General features: G+C 48.0%; 15 protein-coding genes and 1 pseudogene. 8 read left to right on the plus strand and 8 right to left on the minus strand.

Annotation, left to right across the window (positions count from 1 at the left end; genetic code table 11):
- Positions 1 to 39: 39 nt before the first annotated feature.
- The 3 genes from hda to upp form a co-directional block, all read right to left on the minus strand.
- A complete protein-coding gene (hda, locus tag AYY17_RS02395; RefSeq protein ID WP_156656609.1) occupies positions 40 to 756 on the minus strand; it encodes a DnaA inactivator Hda in 717 nt (238 codons plus the stop codon).
- A 129-nt stretch (positions 757 to 885) separates the two neighbouring features.
- Entirely contained in the window at positions 886 to 2172 is a 1287-nt protein-coding gene (uraA, locus tag AYY17_RS02400) for a uracil permease (RefSeq protein ID WP_067420979.1), read from the minus strand.
- A gap of 68 nt (positions 2173 to 2240) precedes the next feature.
- On the minus strand, positions 2241 to 2867 hold the full coding sequence (upp, locus tag AYY17_RS02405; RefSeq protein ID WP_067420981.1) for a uracil phosphoribosyltransferase: 627 nt from the start codon (positions 2865 to 2867) through the stop codon (positions 2241 to 2243).
- A 253-nt stretch (positions 2868 to 3120) separates the two neighbouring features.
- Here upp and purM point away from each other — a divergent pair, with 253 nt between their 5' ends.
- Positions 3121 to 4161 (plus strand): phosphoribosylformylglycinamidine cyclo-ligase, encoded by a 1041-nt coding sequence (gene purM, locus AYY17_RS02410; protein WP_067420983.1) that lies wholly within the window; start codon positions 3121 to 3123, stop codon positions 4159 to 4161.
- Entirely contained in the window at positions 4161 to 4802 is a 642-nt protein-coding gene (gene purN / locus AYY17_RS02415; protein WP_067420985.1) for a phosphoribosylglycinamide formyltransferase, read from the plus strand. The genes purM and purN overlap by 1 nt, the downstream gene beginning before the upstream one ends.
- Before the next feature lie 9 nt (positions 4803 to 4811).
- On the opposite strand, the gene AYY17_RS02420 is transcribed toward purN, so the two are convergent.
- Positions 4812 to 5114, minus strand: coding sequence for a helix-hairpin-helix domain-containing protein (locus tag AYY17_RS02420; RefSeq protein WP_067398364.1), 303 nt, complete (start codon positions 5112 to 5114; stop codon positions 4812 to 4814).
- Positions 5115 to 5350: 236 nt separating this feature from the next.
- Between AYY17_RS02420 and speG the strand changes: the two genes are divergently transcribed.
- From speG to mgtE, 4 genes are all read left to right on the plus strand, one after another.
- On the plus strand, positions 5351 to 5941 hold the full coding sequence (gene speG, locus AYY17_RS02425) for a spermidine N1-acetyltransferase (RefSeq protein ID WP_067420987.1): 591 nt from the start codon (positions 5351 to 5353) through the stop codon (positions 5939 to 5941).
- A gap of 67 nt (positions 5942 to 6008) precedes the next feature.
- Positions 6009 to 8081 carry a polyphosphate kinase 1 gene (ppk1, locus tag AYY17_RS02430; RefSeq protein ID WP_067420989.1) on the plus strand — a complete coding sequence of 691 codons (2073 nt, stop codon included), beginning with the start codon at positions 6009 to 6011 and terminating at the stop codon, positions 8079 to 8081.
- Between the two features lie 12 nt (positions 8082 to 8093).
- Positions 8094 to 9626 carry an exopolyphosphatase gene (gene ppx / locus AYY17_RS02435; protein ID WP_067420991.1) on the plus strand — a complete coding sequence of 511 codons (1533 nt, stop codon included), beginning with the start codon at positions 8094 to 8096 and terminating at the stop codon, positions 9624 to 9626.
- A 56-nt stretch (positions 9627 to 9682) separates the two neighbouring features.
- Entirely contained in the window at positions 9683 to 11146 is a 1464-nt protein-coding gene (gene mgtE, locus AYY17_RS02440; RefSeq protein WP_067420993.1) for a magnesium transporter, read from the plus strand.
- A gap of 129 nt (positions 11147 to 11275) precedes the next feature.
- Here the strand turns inward: mgtE and AYY17_RS02445 are convergent, their stop codons facing one another.
- Together AYY17_RS02445 and AYY17_RS02450 are read right to left on the minus strand one after the other, a co-directional pair.
- Positions 11276 to 11551: a type II toxin-antitoxin system YafQ family toxin gene (locus AYY17_RS02445; RefSeq protein ID WP_067420995.1), complete on the minus strand. Its 276-nt coding sequence runs from the start codon at positions 11549 to 11551 to the stop codon at positions 11276 to 11278.
- Entirely contained in the window at positions 11551 to 11808 is a 258-nt protein-coding gene (locus tag AYY17_RS02450) for a type II toxin-antitoxin system RelB/DinJ family antitoxin (RefSeq protein ID WP_067420997.1), read from the minus strand. The genes AYY17_RS02445 and AYY17_RS02450 overlap by 1 nt, the downstream gene beginning before the upstream one ends.
- A gap of 747 nt (positions 11809 to 12555) precedes the next feature.
- Between AYY17_RS02450 and AYY17_RS02455 the strand changes: the two are divergent.
- Positions 12556 to 13904, plus strand: a pseudogene (locus AYY17_RS02455) (MFS transporter).
- A 69-nt stretch (positions 13905 to 13973) separates the two neighbouring features.
- On the opposite strand, the gene AYY17_RS02460 reads toward AYY17_RS02455, so the two are convergent.
- Positions 13974 to 14396 (minus strand): DoxX family protein, encoded by a 423-nt coding sequence (locus tag AYY17_RS02460; protein WP_067398375.1) that lies wholly within the window; start codon positions 14394 to 14396, stop codon positions 13974 to 13976.
- Positions 14397 to 14822: 426 nt separating this feature from the next.
- Between AYY17_RS02460 and phoC the strand changes: the two genes are divergently transcribed.
- Entirely contained in the window at positions 14823 to 15560 is a 738-nt protein-coding gene (gene phoC / locus AYY17_RS02465) for an acid phosphatase PhoC (RefSeq protein WP_067420999.1), read from the plus strand.
- Between the two features lie 64 nt (positions 15561 to 15624).
- Here the strand turns inward: phoC and AYY17_RS02470 are convergent, their stop codons facing one another.
- Complete coding sequence (locus AYY17_RS02470; protein ID WP_067421001.1) at positions 15625 to 15981, minus strand: hypothetical protein; 357 nt, start codon at positions 15979 to 15981, stop codon at positions 15625 to 15627.
- Between the last annotated feature and the right edge of the window lie 145 nt (positions 15982 to 16126).

Genomic DNA, 16126 nt, shown 5'->3' on the forward strand with positions numbered 1-16126 from the left:
GCCAACGCACCTGCAGTTTGAATGAATAAGGGTATATAACTACAGGCGCAGAGTGTCTTTTACAAAGGGAATAGTCAGCTTGCGCTGCGCCACAATCGAGGCATGATCGAGCCGGTCGAGCATATCAAACAAGGTGCGCATCTGGCGATCAAGGCGTTTTAAAATAAAACGGCCGACATCTTCCGGTAACTCAAACCCGCGCAGTTTTGCCCGCAGTTGTAATGCCTGAATTTTTTCATCGTCACTGAGCGGATGGAGCTTATAAATTTGTCCCCAGTCAAGGCGGGAGGCAAGATCAGGCAGTTGCAACGGGATCTGGCGCGGCGGGCGGTCGCCGGTAATCAGCAGACAGGTTTTACCGGTTTCAAGAATGCGGTTATAGAGATTAAATACCGCCATTTCCCACTCTTCATCACCCGCAATGCACTGAATATTATCAATGCAGACCAGGGACAGATGCTCCATGCCGTCCAGTACTTCAGGCACAAACCAGGCACGTTTATCCAAAGGGACATAACCGACAGCGCTGTCTTTGGAAGAGACTTCCGCACAGGCCGCGTGCAGTAAATGGCTTTTACCCCCGCCATCCCGTGACCAGAAATAGAGATAACTGCCGTGCGGCTGAGTGATCGCCGTGCGGATCGCTGATAACAGCGATGCATTTTCGCCTGCATAGAAACTGGTGAACGTTTCATCATCAGGTAGAGAGAGTGGTAATGAAAGCTGAGACGGCGTGTTCAGAATGACCTCTGCCAACGGGTGAACTAACGGAGCCAGTTTACCATAAATTTACCGCATAAATGAACCTTAACGACTCAATTCCCCCGTACAGTGATGCAAAAAGCTGCAACAGGTTGCAGCTTTCTTCGCAACGGCCTGAATAAATTATTTCTTCACTTCATCCAGATTCACATCAACCACACGCTCTTCCGGACGCAGGATATTCACGATGCGGAACACCAGAGCCAGCCCGATACCCACAACCGTCGCCAGCGCCATGCCTTTCAGCTCAGCCGCGCCAATGTGGATGGTCGCTCCGCTCACCCCTATAATCAGGATAACCGCGGTCAGGATCAGGTTTTGCGGCTTATTGTAATCCACTTTGGAATCAATCAGCACACGGATACCGGACGCGCCAATCACCCCGTAAAGCAGCAGAGAAACGCCGCCCATCACCGGTACAGGAACTGCCGCAATGGCCGCCGCCAGTTTACCCACACAGGATAAAAGCACTGCCAGCACTGCCGCACCGCCGATAACCCAGGAGCTGTATACCTTAGTTATCGCCATCACGCCGATATTTTCGCCGTAAGTCGTATTTGGTGTGGAGCCGAAAAAGCCGGATAAAACAGTGGATAACCCATTGGCAAACATCGAACGGTGCAAACCGGGGTCTTTCATCAGGTCACGTTTGACAATATTTGCCGTTACCACAAGGTGCCCGACGTGCTCGGCGATCACCACCAGTGCTGCCGGTAAAATCGTTAAAATGGCAAACCATTCAAAACGCGGTGTGTAAAATGTCGGTAATGCAAACCATGGTGCGTTACTGATCGGCGTTAAATCCACGACCCCCATAAAGAAAGAGAGTATATAACCGGTCAGAACACCGATGAGGATCGGGATAATCGCCAGGAAACCACGGAAGACCACCGAGCCCATAATAGTGACACCCAGGGTGGTCAGGGAGATAATCAGCGTGGTGCTGTCCGGTGACGCACCATCCGCGACTTTCAGCCCGGCCATACCTGCTGCGGTTCCGGCAAGTTCAAGGCCGATAACCGCAACAATCGCCCCCATTGCCGCCGGCGGAAACAGAACGTTTATCCAGCCGCGTCCGGCAATTTTGATAATCCCCGCCACCAGCATAAACAGCAGGCCACAAACAATAAAGCCACCGAGTGCCAGTTCATAGCCGAGAGGCAGTAAAATCAGTACCGGTGAGATAAAGGCAAAGCTCGACCCCAGATACGCCGGGATTTTGCCCTTACAGATGAACAGATACAGCAATGTGCCGATACCGTTAAATAACAAAATGGTGGACGGATTCACCTTAAAGAGGATAGGCACCAGAACAGTGGCACCAAACATGGCAAACAGGTGCTGCAGGCTTAACGGGATTGTGACCAGCAGTGGCGGACGTTCATCGACTTCAATAACGCGGCGCGTCATCTTAAACCTCTTATTGATTACTCAGGGATATGCCAAAAAAAAGCCGACTATCAAGTCGGCTCATTATATTATTTCGTACCAAATATCTTATCGCCGGCATCACCCAGACCCGGAACAATGTATCCGTGTTCATTAAGGTGATCGTCAACAGAGGCAGTGTACAGCTCAACATCCGGGTGTGCTTTTTCCAGCGCTTTCAGCCCTTCAGGTGCGGCAACCAACACCAGAATTTTAATTGAGGTACAGCCGGCTTTTTTCAGCAGGTCAATCGTGGCAATCATCGAGCCGCCGGTTGCCAGCATCGGGTCAACCACCAGCGCCATGCGCTCTTCAATATTCGAGGCTAATTTCTGGAAGTACGGAACAGCTTCTAACGTGACTTCATCACGATAAACGCCGACAACACTGATACGTGCGCTCGGAATACTTTCCAACACACCATTCATCATACCAATACCTGCGCGCAGGATTGGCACAACGGTAATTTTTTTACCCTTAATTTGTTCGATTTCGACCGGACCACACCAGCCCTCAATGGTCACTGTCTCAGTTTCTAAGTCTGAAGTTGCTTCATAGGTAAGCAGGCTGCCGACTTCTGAGGCCAGTTCACGAAAGCGTTTTGTGCTTATATCATGATCTCGCATCAGGCCAAGTTTGTGTTTAACGAGCGGGTGTTTAACCTCGGTGACTTTCATGGGATCTCCTACTGTGTAAGCCCTGGCGGACAAAAAAATCGCGAGATTATACCGCTTTTCTCCCGCAGCGCCACCCTGCATTTGTTGATTTTAGTCAACTATCACGCGTTTCATGTTCGTTACATAAATAAATGTGACATGACGCAATATCATAAATTCCGGCGCAAATAGTCTCGCAATCGTTTGCGCGGACTGCTAGAATGATCACGTTTTCGATTCACCCACTTACTTGCAATCGCCGTTGGGGGCCGCAGTGACTGACAAAACTTCTCTGAGTTACAAAGATGCCGGTGTTGATATTGATGCCGGTAATGCCTTAGTTTCCCGTATTAAGCATGTTGTCAAAGAAACACGCCGTCCTGAAGTCATGGGCGGGCTGGGTGGTTTCGGTGCGCTGTGTGCTGTGCCGCAGAAATACCGGGAACCGGTGCTGGTCTCCGGCACTGACGGTGTGGGCACCAAACTGCGTCTGGCGATGGATCTGGCATGTCACGATACTATCGGAATCGATTTGGTTGCCATGTGTGTCAATGACCTGATCGTCTGCGGAGCAGAGCCCCTCTTCTTCTTAGATTATTACGCAACCGGAAAACTGGATGTGGATACAGCCGCCCGTGTGGTAACCGGTATCGCTGAAGGCTGTAAACAGTCAGGCTGTGCGCTGGTCGGCGGTGAAACCGCTGAAATGCCGGGCATGTATCACGGTAATGATTATGATGTGGCAGGGTTCTGCGTCGGCGTGGTTGAAAAATCAGAGATTATTGACGGCAGCAAAGTCCGCGCCGGTGATGCACTGATTGCCCTGGCATCCAGCGGACCACACTCTAACGGCTATTCGCTGGTCCGTAAAATACTGGAAGTGAGCAAAACAGACCCCGCCACAACAGAGCTTGACGGAAAATCACTGGCAGACCATCTGCTGACCCCGACAAAAATTTATGTGAAATCCATCCTGAAACTGATCGCGAATACTGATGTACATGCTATTGCACATCTGACCGGCGGCGGTTTCTGGGAAAATATTCCGCGTGTCTTACCTGAATGCACACAAGCGCGCATTGATGGTGCGTCCTGGCAATGGCCTGCGGTGTTTAACTGGCTGAAAACCGCCGGCAATGTGGATGAATATGAAATGTACCGCACCTTTAACTGTGGCGTCGGTATGATAATCGCCCTGCCGGTCGCGTCTGTACCTGCTGCACTTGCACTGCTGACTGAAGCCGGTGAAAGCGCATGGCTGATTGGTGATATTGCCGTCTGCCGTGAAGATGAGCCACAGGTTATTATCCGCTGATGAAAAAGCGTCTTGTCGTTCTGGTTTCCGGCAGCGGCAGTAATTTGCAGGCGTTAATTGACGCCTGTAACCCGCAACGCCCTGACGCAATCAATGCTGTTATTGTGGCCGTTTTCAGTAATAAAGACGATGCCTACGGATTAACCCGCGCGCGCCTTGCGGGAATTCCTGCGCTGTCACTCAGCCCGGCACAGTTCAGCTCGCGGGACACATTTGATGCCGCGTTACAAACGCATATTGATGACTATCAGCCTGATCTGATTATTCTTGCCGGTTATATGCGGATCCTGAGCCCCGGGTTTGTCCGCCATTATTACGGGCGCATGCTCAATATCCACCCTTCTTTATTGCCAAAATATCCGGGTTTGCATACACACCGCAAAGCACTGGATAATAACGATGCCGAACACGGTACATCTGTTCACTTTGTAACAGAGGAATTAGACGGCGGCCCGGTTATTTTACAAGCGCGTATCCCGTTATTTGCGGGCGATACCGAGGAAAATGTGACGGCGCGGGTACAACAGGAAGAGTACCGGATTTATCCGCAGGTAATAAACTGGTTTGTTCAGGAGAGACTCACACTGCGTAATGACGGTGTGTATCTGGACGGGATTCGTCTCGCAGATCACCACGGGTAATCGTCATGACTAGCGCAGCGACATCATTTTTTTCAGATGATCTTTGCGCCGCTCCGTGTAGTTCCACCAGGACTGTGCCGGTTGTCCGCCCAGAAAATCAGTGACTGACCAGAACACATCCATCACGCAGGGATCCTGACGGACGCCGGTGATAGCACACAGCATTTCATACATAATAACCGGGTCAGAACCGGTTATCTCTTCCGGTTTTTCATATCCGAGCAGGCGCAGATCATCTGCGGCCGCTTTTCCGACGTTAGGTAAATCAGTAAATGTCTTCAGATTTGTCCGGTCAGCTTTGCTCGGGTTCATGGGATATCCGGTATACATTAATAATAGCGCGTATTATCACATAATTTATCTTCTGACGGCACACCGATTTATACTCTCATTGTGATTAATTTGTGATTAATGTGACTAATAACGAAAACCGCCCCCGGATAACACGTCGCCGGGTCCCCGGGACGCTAAATTTCCATCCTCAGATAATTCCGTTTCTGTTATGTGTTACACTCTTCGTTAAAATAAACACAATACCGGGGTGATATATGACTGGTGGCCGGGTTGTTCCGCCTGTAAAACTACGTCCGCTTGAGCGTGAAGATTTAGCATTTGTTCATCAGATGGATAATAACGCCAGCATCATGCGTTATTGGTTTGAAGAACCTTACGAAGCATTCATTGAATTAAGTGATTTATACGATAAGCATATTCACGATCAATCCGAACGCCGCTTTATTGTTGAGAGTGACGGTACTAAAGTGGGATTAGTCGAGCTGGTTGAAATTAATCATATACACCGGCGTGCCGAGTTTCAGATTATTATTGCTCCGGCACATCAGGGTCATGGTTTCGCCTCCCGCGCAGCCAGCCTGGCGACAGATTACGCATTCTCAGTTCTGAATCTGTACAAACTTTATCTGATTGTGGATATCGAAAACGAAAAAGCGATTCATATTTATAAAAAGCTCGGTTTTCACACAGAAGGTAAGTTAATTGATGAATTTTTCGTCAACGGTGAATACCGGACAGCTATCCGTATGTGTATTTTTCAGCCGGAATATCTGGTCTATAAAAATAACGCCGCTGACCCGGAAAGATTTATCGAAAAAAAGGCCCGCGTAAAGCAGAACCTGTAGCTTTTTTTTAGTAAACTGTACGCCGCGTTTAATATTATTAAACTGAGCAACTCATTGCGGAGTAATAATGTCCCAAGATAGACTCTATACGGAAAAAGAACTCAGTTGGCTGTCGTTCAACGAACGGGTTCTTCAGGAGGCTGCCGACAACCGCAATCCGCTGATTGAACGCATGCGTTTTCTGGGCATTTACTCCAATAATCTGGATGAGTTTTATAAAGTCCGTTATGCGGATGTCAAACGCCGCATCCTGATTAATGAGGAGCAACGCGGCTCCGGCGCCAGTGCGCGCCACCTGCTGCGCAAAATTGAAACCAAAGTCGCCAAGCAGGATCAGGAATTTGATGCCCTGTATAACGACCTGCTGCTGGAAATGGCCCGTAACCAGATTTTCCTGATCAACGAACGCCAGATTTCACCAAAGCAACAAATTTGGCTGCGCCAGTATTTCCGCCAGCAGTTGCGCCAGTACATCACGCCTATCATGATCCAGACCAGCACTGATCTGGTGGAATTTCTGAAAGACGATTACACCTATCTTGCGGTGGAAATTGTCAAAGCCGGACGCGAGACCCGCTATTCCCTGCTGGAAATTCCGTCTGATAAAGTGCCGCGGTTTGTGTATCTGCCGACTGAAAATAACCGCCGCCGCCAGTCAATGATCCTGATTGATAATATTCTGCGTTACTGTCTGGATGAAGTATTCAAAGGCTTTTTCGATTTCGACGCCCTGAATGCCTATTCCATGAAAATGACCCGCGATGCGGAATATGACCTGGCAACTGAAATGGAGTCAGGGATGATGGAGCTGATGTCATCCACACTCAAGCAGCGACTGACCGCGGAGCCGGTACGCTTTGTTTATCAGCGGGATATGCCAGATGAAATGGTTACTCTTCTGCGGGAAAAACTGGGGCTGACCAATGATGACTCCGTGATCGCCGGCGGACGCTACCATAATTTCAAGGATTTCATCCGCTTCCCGAATGAAGGTAATAAGAATTTATTAAATAAGCCACTGCCGCGTCTGCGTCATGCCTTATTTGATCATCACCGTAACGGCTTTGATGCTATCCTGGAGCAGGATGTCCTGCTTTATTACCCTTATCACACCTTTGAGCATGTGATGGAGCTGCTGCGCCAGGCGTCTTTTGACCCGGGCGTTATCTCCATAAAAATGAATATTTACCGCGTGGCCAAAGATTCACGCATTATTGAATCCATGATCCACGCGGCACACAACGGCAAAAAAGTGACTGTGGTGGTGGAATTACAGGCGCGGTTTGATGAAGAAGCCAATATACACTGGGCGAAGCACCTGACCGCTGCCGGTGTGCATGTTATTTTCTCCGCCCCCGGACTTAAAATTCACGCCAAGCTGTTTATTATCTCCCGGCTGGAAGAAGGCGATATTATCCGCCGCTATGCCCACATCGGCACCGGTAACTTTAATGAGAAAACCGCGCGTCTTTATACCGACTACTCTCTGCTGACCGCCAATGAAGAGATAACCAATGAAGTACGCCGCGTGTTTAACTTTATTGAAAACCCGTATCGCCCGGTCAGTTTTGATAACCTGATGGTCTCCCCGCAAAATTCACGGGCGATGCTTAATCAGCTGATTGATGACGAAATTGCCAATGCCCTTGCCGGTTATGAGTCCGGGATCACCCTCAAAATTAATAACCTGGTTGATAAACAACTGACTGACCGCCTGTATGATGCCTCCGAAGCCGGGGTGAAAATACGGCTGCTGGTACGGGGAATGTGCTCACTGGTGCCGGGACAGGTGCCCTACAGTGAAAATATTCAGGTCACCAGTATCGTTGACCGTTTCCTTGAGCATGACCGGGTCTATGTCTTCACCAACAAAGGGGACGAGAAAGTCTACCTCTCCTCCGCAGACTGGATGACCCGCAATATCGATTACCGGATAGAAGTGGCGGTCCGTCTGCTGGATCCGGCGCTGCGCCGCCGGGTCATTGACATCCTTGATATTCAGTTCAGTGATAATGAAAAAGCCCGTTTTATTGATAAAGAAATGACCAACCACTATGTGCCGCGCGGTAATAAACGAAAAATCCGCTCACAGATGGCGGTTTATGACTATATTCGTTCCCTGGAACAACCGGATAATTAAAGGGCTCTGTTCATGCCATTATCACTGATCACGGAAAAAGATCGCCCGCTGGAAATTGCGGCTATCGACTTAGGCTCTAACAGTTTTCATATGGTCATTGCCCGTATTGTTAACGGTGCATTACAGGTTCTCGGTCGCCTGAAACAGCGGGTTTATCTGGCTGAAGGGCTGAATGAGCACAATGAACTGAGTGAAGAAGCTATTGCGCGCGGGCTGGCTTGTCTGGCGCTGTTTGCCGAACGCCTCCAGGGTTTTCCGGCAGCACAGGTCACTATCGTCGGCACACACAGCCTGCGCGAAGCCGTTAATGCACATGAATTTGTGGAGCGTGCCGCAGCGGTTATCCCCTACCCGATAGAAATAATCTCCGGACATGAAGAAGCGCGCCTGATTTTTATGGGTGTTGAGCACACACAGCCGGAAAAAGGCCGCAAACTGGTGCTGGATATCGGCGGCGGCTCCACTGAACTGGTCATCGGCGAGCGTTTTGAACCAATCCTGATAGAAAGCCGCAGCATGGGCTGCGTCAGTTTCAGCCGGCAATTTTTTCCCGATGGCAATATTACTGAAGCCAGTTTTACCCGCGCCAGACTCATGGCGGCATCCAAACTGGAAAATATCGCTATCGCCTTCCGCGTTCAGGGTTGGGATGTGTGTCTCGGCGCATCCGGCACTATCAAAGCCGCGTGTGAAATTTTGCGGGAACTGGGGGAACGGGACGGGATAATTACCCCTGTCCGCCTGGCATTGCTGGTCAAATTAGTTCTGCGTTACAAAAATTTCGCCTCGCTGGAATTACCCGGTCTGTCTGAGGATCGCAAAAAAGTATTTGTACCAGGGCTTGCTATCCTGTGCGGCTTATTTGACGCTCTTGAAATCAAAGAGCTCCGTCTGTCCGGCGGCGCTCTGCGCGAGGGTGTGTTGTATGAAATGGAAGGACGGTTCCGCCATCAGGATATCCGCCAGCGCACAGCTCAAAGCCTGGTGGAGCACTATAATGTGGATAAAGCACAAGTACTGCGTGTCCTGACCACCATGAAAAATCTTTACCGCCAGTGGGCGGAACAAAACCCAGACCTGGTCGATCCGCAGCAGGAAGCGATTCTTGTCTGGGCGGTCTGGCTCCATGAGGTCGGGTTAAGTATTAATCTGTCAGGTTTACACCGCCATTCGGCCTACATTCTGCAAAATACCAACTTACCGGGATTCACCCAGGAACAACAACTGCTGCTCTCCACGCTGGTACGCTACCACCGGAAAGTAATCAAAAGCGATGATATCCCGAAATTTATACTGTTTAAACGTAAACAGGTCATCCCCCTGATACAGATCCTGCGTCTGTCCGCCCTGCTCAATAACCAGCGTCAGTCCACCACCAAACGGGCATCATTGCGTCTGGTAACTAATGACGGGCACTGGACACTCTTTTTCCCGCGTTATTACTTAACAGTAAACACGCTGATGCAACTTGATCTGGAAAAAGAGCAGGCGTACTGGGATGATGTGCCCGGCTGGCACCTCGATATAAAAGAAGAAGACGTATAACAGGGAGAACCCCGGCTCAGTCTTATTATTTAAAGTTTTATGTGTATAGGAAAATTATGTCTGAACACAGTTTCACCATTGACAGCTCATCACCCATTAATCCGCATTCCCAGCGGCTGGCGCATATCCGCCAGCAGATCCTGTCTTTATTTCTTAATGACAGTGAATTTGTTGAAACCATACTGGGCACGGCTGATGAACACGCCAGGCTCAGTGATACAGAGCTGCATGCAAAGACAAAAACGGTCAAAGAACTGCTGACCGACCTCCACGCCGCTGACCTTGCGGATATGCTGGAAGCCTTACCTTACGATGAACGTCTTGCACTCTGGCATCTGATTGATAACCATCAGCGCGGTGAAGTGCTGGTTGAAGCCTCTGTCTCTGTCTGGGACAGTCTGATCAAAGACATGTCAGACAAAGAGCTGCTGCGCGCGGTTGCCTCCCTGCATGTGGATGAGCAGGCCTATATTGCGGAGCATCTGCCGCGCGATACCATGCGCCGCCTGCTGACCTATCTTGAACCGAGTCTGCGTAACCGTATCCGTACCGTACTGCAATATCCCGGTGACAGTATCGGACAGATGATGGATTTCGAATTTGTCACTGTGCGCAGCAATGTCTCACTGAAAACGGTACAGCGCTTTCTGCGCTACCGCAGTAATATTCCGGAAGCAACGGATAAAATATTCGTTATCGACAGCAGTAATATTTTGCAGGGTGAATTACCGCTCACTACTATTTTGACGCAATCCCCGGACAAACTGGTGTCTGAGGTAATGAAAACTGAACCGGTGACCTTTCTGCCCGATGAAAAAGGGGAAGACGCCGCCGGCGCGTTCGAACGTTATGACTTAATTTCAGCGGCAGTTGTTGATAACAACGGACGCCTGCTCGGGCGGCTGACGGTTGAGGATATCGTTGATAATCTCAACGAAGAAAGTGAAGAAAATATCCGCCGTATGGGGGGGTTAAGTCCTGAAGAGGATGTGTTTGCACCTGTCGGTCAGGCGGTCAGAAACCGCTGGGCATGGCTGGCGATTAATCTGTGTACCGCATTTGTCGCCTCGCGTGTTATCGGCGTGTTTGAAGATACTATCTCTCAGTTGGTCGCACTGGCGGCCCTGATGCCGATTGTCGCAGGTATCGGCGGTAATACCGGCAACCAGACGATTACCATGATTGTCCGCGCGCTGGCACTTCATCAGATCCAGAAAGGCAGTTTTTCTTTTCTGCTGCTGCGTGAACTCGGGGTCGCCTTTATCAACGGCGTCGTCTGGGGCGGGATAATGGGCGTCGTGACCTATCTGCTCTACGGCGATATGGCAATGGGCGCGGTAATGACACTGGCGATGGTTCTGAACCTGCTGATGGCTGCCATGATGGGCGTGCTTATTCCGCTGACCATGGTAAAACTCGGGCGGGACCCTGCGCTTGGTGCAAGTGTGATGATCACCGCCATTACCGATACCGGCGGCTTTTTCATCTTCTTAGGCCTTGCCACCCTGTTTCTGGTCTGAACATTCAGACAACAATGGTCACAACAAACAATGGTCACGTAAAGAGAGGCTCAGCGCCTGCTTTACGTGACCATTTTTATTACCACGATACCCAACGTCATTCAGGATACAGGTGGCGATAAGGGAATATTAATAGTGACTGAATATATCCTGATGCGTTCCGGTTCTGGCAAGCCTTAACTCATCACCGGCAACCTTATAAATCAGCAACCAATCCCCTTCAATATGTGCATCACGATAACCCCGCCAATTTCCTGATAACGGATGATCGACATACTCAGGCGGAACATTGTCCTCATTAACAAGTAATTTAATGAGTATTTTTAACTTACCCATATCCTTACCTCGTTTCTTTTGTCTCTTAACGTCAGACTTAAAGGCACTGGTATGTACAGGGATAAGCATCAGATACCCAAATCATCAAAAAGAGCATCCGCAGATTCAAAACGCTGACCTTTTCCTGAATCTAATTCCGACATTGCGGTTTGAGTTTCTTTATTAGGTGTTTTCACCTCAAAAGGAAGTTTTCCCTCATCAGCGACACGCATCATAACCATACGGATCACATCAGAAGTATTCAGCCCCATCTTCTCAAGTGCCTGAACAGCGCGGTCTTTCACATCCTGAGGAATTCGTGCTTTAACAATAGAATCAGCAATCATAGTAATAACCTCGCAAATAATTAGGTGCTCACATAAAGATCCCAATGAATTGCATTTATTGTGAACCCATTGTGGTCACAATGCAATAATTGAGTCTGTTGTGTCAGTTGTTCTGATACCTGCCGACGCCCGGTTAACTGAGCACAGCCAACGAATCTGCACTATGAATGAATGTGGATACATGCCAGCGGATTATCATGCCGGTTCAGACATACAGAGTCAGAATGATCATAATTGCGGTTTTATCACCGGATATTTACCCTGCTTTCCCGGGTTATTTATTATTACTGACTTTGTCATATACCCCGGAATATTGATGAAATATCGAGAAAATAATATAAATATTATTTATATTACCCGCGCAATATGTGTTTGTTAATGTCATCAATAATCTTTCCTCTTTATTTTAATCCCTGTTTAATTTTGTATTTCATATTATTCTGACTTTTACTTCTTATTAACGTTATCATCTGTGATGAAAGTCAAATTCAGATTTTAAATCCATATAACCCGATACAATCAGAATCTATGAATTGTTTTTTCCTGTGCTGTTTACACTGTGCAGGTTTTTTTTGCTATAACAAAGTGTGCGCTTCAGTAACATGTTATCTATGTCATTTTGTTTCCGGATCTCCCTGTGAGACCCGGAAAACAGTTATCGCTATTATCTCTTTTGGGACAATCCAATGAGAAAAAATATGGCACGACCCCGTCATTGAATCAGTAAATGAATTAAAGGACATAATTATGACAGCAACTGCATCACCATTGAGTCAGCCTCAGGCAAGGCCGTTAAATAAAAACGATTATAAAACACTGGGTTTATCATCTCTCGGCGGCACGCTTGAATTCTACGATTTTGTCATATTTGTGTTTTTCACCGGCACACTAACCCACCTCTTTTTCCCGGGCGACAATGAAGTTATCGCCCAGATGAAAACATTGGGTATTTTTGCCGCCGGTTACCTGGCGCGCCCGCTCGGCGGGATTATCATGGCGCACTTCGGGGATATTATCGGGCGTAAACGCATGTTTACCCTCAGTATCTTTCTGATGGCGGTGCGACATTAGTCATCGGTCTGCTGCCGACATATGAAAGCATCGGAGTGGCTGCGCCTGTTTTACTGCTGTTGATGCGGATTTTGCAAGGTGCGGCAATCGGCGGTGAAATGCCCGGTGCCTGGGTCTTTATCGCGGAACATACGCCGAAGCAGCGCTACGGACTGGGTGTGGGCACATTAACCTCCGGCATCACCGGCGGGATCCTGCTCGGCTCGCTGGTGGCAATTGCGGTTCAGGCAACTTACAGCGCGGAAGAAGTATCCGCCTGGGCGTGGCGTATTCCGTTTGTATTAGGCGGGGTGTTTGGTCTGATTTCCGTGTATCTGCGCCGTTTTTTACAAGAAACACCGATTTTTAAAGAAATGGCCGCCAACCGGACATTATCGGCAGAAATGCCGGTCAAAACGGTTCTGAAAAACCACAAAATGGCGTGTTTTGTAACCGCGGCAATGACCTGGTCATTATCCACCGCGATTGTTGTCATTATCCTGATGACACCGTCTGTGGTGGTTGAAAAGATGTATGGTATTGATCGCACACTGTCATTACAGGCTAACTGCGTGGCAACGCTGACCTTAACCCTCGGCTGTATTTTCTGGGGCTGGCTGGACGATAAAACCGGCAGTCGTGTGACCTTAGCGCTCTCCTGGGGCGGATTAGCCATCAGCGCATTTCACTTTTACAGTGCGCTGTCACCGGATATCACGGCAGCGTCTCTGGTGATTAACTATGCGATTATGGGCTTTTTTGTCGGGGCGATTGCCACCACTCCGATTATCAGTACCCGGGCATTTCCGCCGGCGATCCGTTTCTCCGGGTTATCTTTCGCCTACAACATGGCGTATGCGGTATTCGGCGGATTAACTCCGATGCTGACCGCCGCATGGTTACAAAAAAGTACCATGGCTCCGGCGTATTATGTTGCAGGGGTATCAATACTCGCCATTATTGTCGGCTTTATACCGCTGGCACATTCTGGCTGGACTGCCCGCAAAGAGCGTAATCTGAATACCGTTGCAGTACAGCAACCGTAATATCCGCAGAATAAAAAGGGCCGGCAATTGTTGCCGGCCCTTTTTTACAGATATATGTTGCACATTACTTTACCGCCAGCAGGCGTTTTTCATCACGGAATATTTACCTGATCCCATTAAGGCAAGAGCCAGCGCACTGATAAAGAAATACACCAGACTTTCTATCGCCCACGCCCCTGTTGCATCAAGCACAAATGTTTTATTTATCCCGATCATCAGCCAGGCCACAACCATGGTAAACGCCACCAGCAGAGCTGACGGGCGCGTTAAAATACCCAGGATAATAAATACCGGTGCGACAATCTCACCCAAAAATGTACCGTATGCAATAAATTCCGGTAAACCGAAAGAGGCCAGCAGCCCTTTAATACCGGCGGCACCGGTCAGTAATTTACCGATACCGTGAAATAACATCAATCCGCCGACGGAAAGCCGCAATAGTAATTTTCCGGCATCCTCGTGTGATAGTAACCTGTTGATTAACCCTGTCATGGCATACCCCTGTTGAATGAGAATAGTACTCACCCGTATTATAACGTAGTAAAGAGGATTTAATGCAGACGATAATTAAAGCGTGCTTTCCGTCAATTTTTATGCAAAAAAATTGTTACAATACATACGTGCCAGATATTTTTATATTCATTTACTTATCAAGTAATAAAAATATTTTTTGTTCTATTGTTCATCATTTTTTAACAAAAGCGCCTTATCAAGGTCAGTTTTTTTGATATTGATAATCAATTATATTCACCATTTCATGGCGCGTTATCCTGAACCCTATGACAAATACGTAATACATCATTTTTTGAGTCAGTTAACAGAGAATGATGTTCTCATGTAATAAACTGAAAACAATACGCAATATGCATCACACTATTTATCATTTTTATTGTCGGGGATCGTCCATGAAAAAAAAATATTATCGCACTTTGCCTGTTTTCCTTATTTTCAGCTCACGCTTTTGCTGCTGTTCCGGCGGGTAATGACGTTACCACCAAGCCTGACTTATATTATTTAAAAAATGAGCAGGCGATAGACAGCCTGAAATTGTTACCGCCGCCACCGGAAGCGGGCAGTATTCTCTTTTTAAATGACCAGGCAATGTATGAAAAAGGTCGCCTGCTGCGCGGCACAGAGCGGGGAAAACAAGCGCAGGCTGATGCAGATTTAGCCGCCGGTGGTGTGTCAACCGCATTTTCCGGGGCATTTGGCTCACCGATAACAGAAAAAGAGTCGCCTGAACTGTATAAATTACTGACTAATATGATTGAAGATGCCGGCGATCTCGCCACCCGTTCAGCCAAAGAACATTATATGCGCATCCGTCCATTTGCGTTTTACGGCACAGAAACCTGTAATACCAAAGATCAGAAAAAACTCTCCACCAATGGGTCTTACCCGTCCGGACATACCTCAATCGGCTGGGCAACTGCGTTGGTATTATCTGAAATTAATCCGCAAAATCAGGATGCTATTCTGGAGAGAGGCTATCAGCTCGGGCAAAGCCGTGTTATCTGTGGTTATCACTGGCAAAGTGATGTTGATGCCGCGCGGATTGTCGGCTCTGCCGCAGTCGCCACATTACACTCCAATCCGGCATTTCAGGCTCAGTTAGAGAAAGCCAAACAGGAATTTGCACAAAAAACGCAGAAATAAACAGCAATTCCCCGTAATACGTAACAATAAGGGCGGGTAATCATCCGCCCTTATTATTACAAGATTATTCCCACAGGTATTTATCCTGCCGGTCCCAGCCTTTTGATTTCATACAGGTATAAAAATAGCGGTTCCGGCTGTCTTCATTGACATCCAGAACATAGCTTTCCGTCACCGGTGTTTGTTCTTTATAGGTTTTGTCTTTTCCGCAGTCATCATCTTTTCTGCATTTTTTCTCAACATCCCGCATGACACTGCGCTGCGCAACTTCATTTTTTTCCGGATATTGTTTGTGTGCATCCTGTAAGCAATAGGTTTCCGCTTCTGCCTGAGTATATAAATCAACGCCGGGAACAGGGATCCAGACAGATGTACATCCTGAAATAAGTAAAACAGATAAAAAAACAGGTGAGAATTTCATAATTATAGTATGTATTATCAGTTATTTAAGGTAATCCACATATTACACAGCATCAGATTAAGAGTAAATCCGGAAGATAAGCTAATCCTGAGCGATAATATTAATATTGCTGTTTTATATTAATTGGTCAGCCATAAGCGCCTTC

Source organism: Morganella psychrotolerans (assembly GCF_001676055.1).
Taxonomy (GTDB): domain Bacteria; phylum Pseudomonadota; class Gammaproteobacteria; order Enterobacterales; family Enterobacteriaceae; genus Morganella; species Morganella psychrotolerans_B.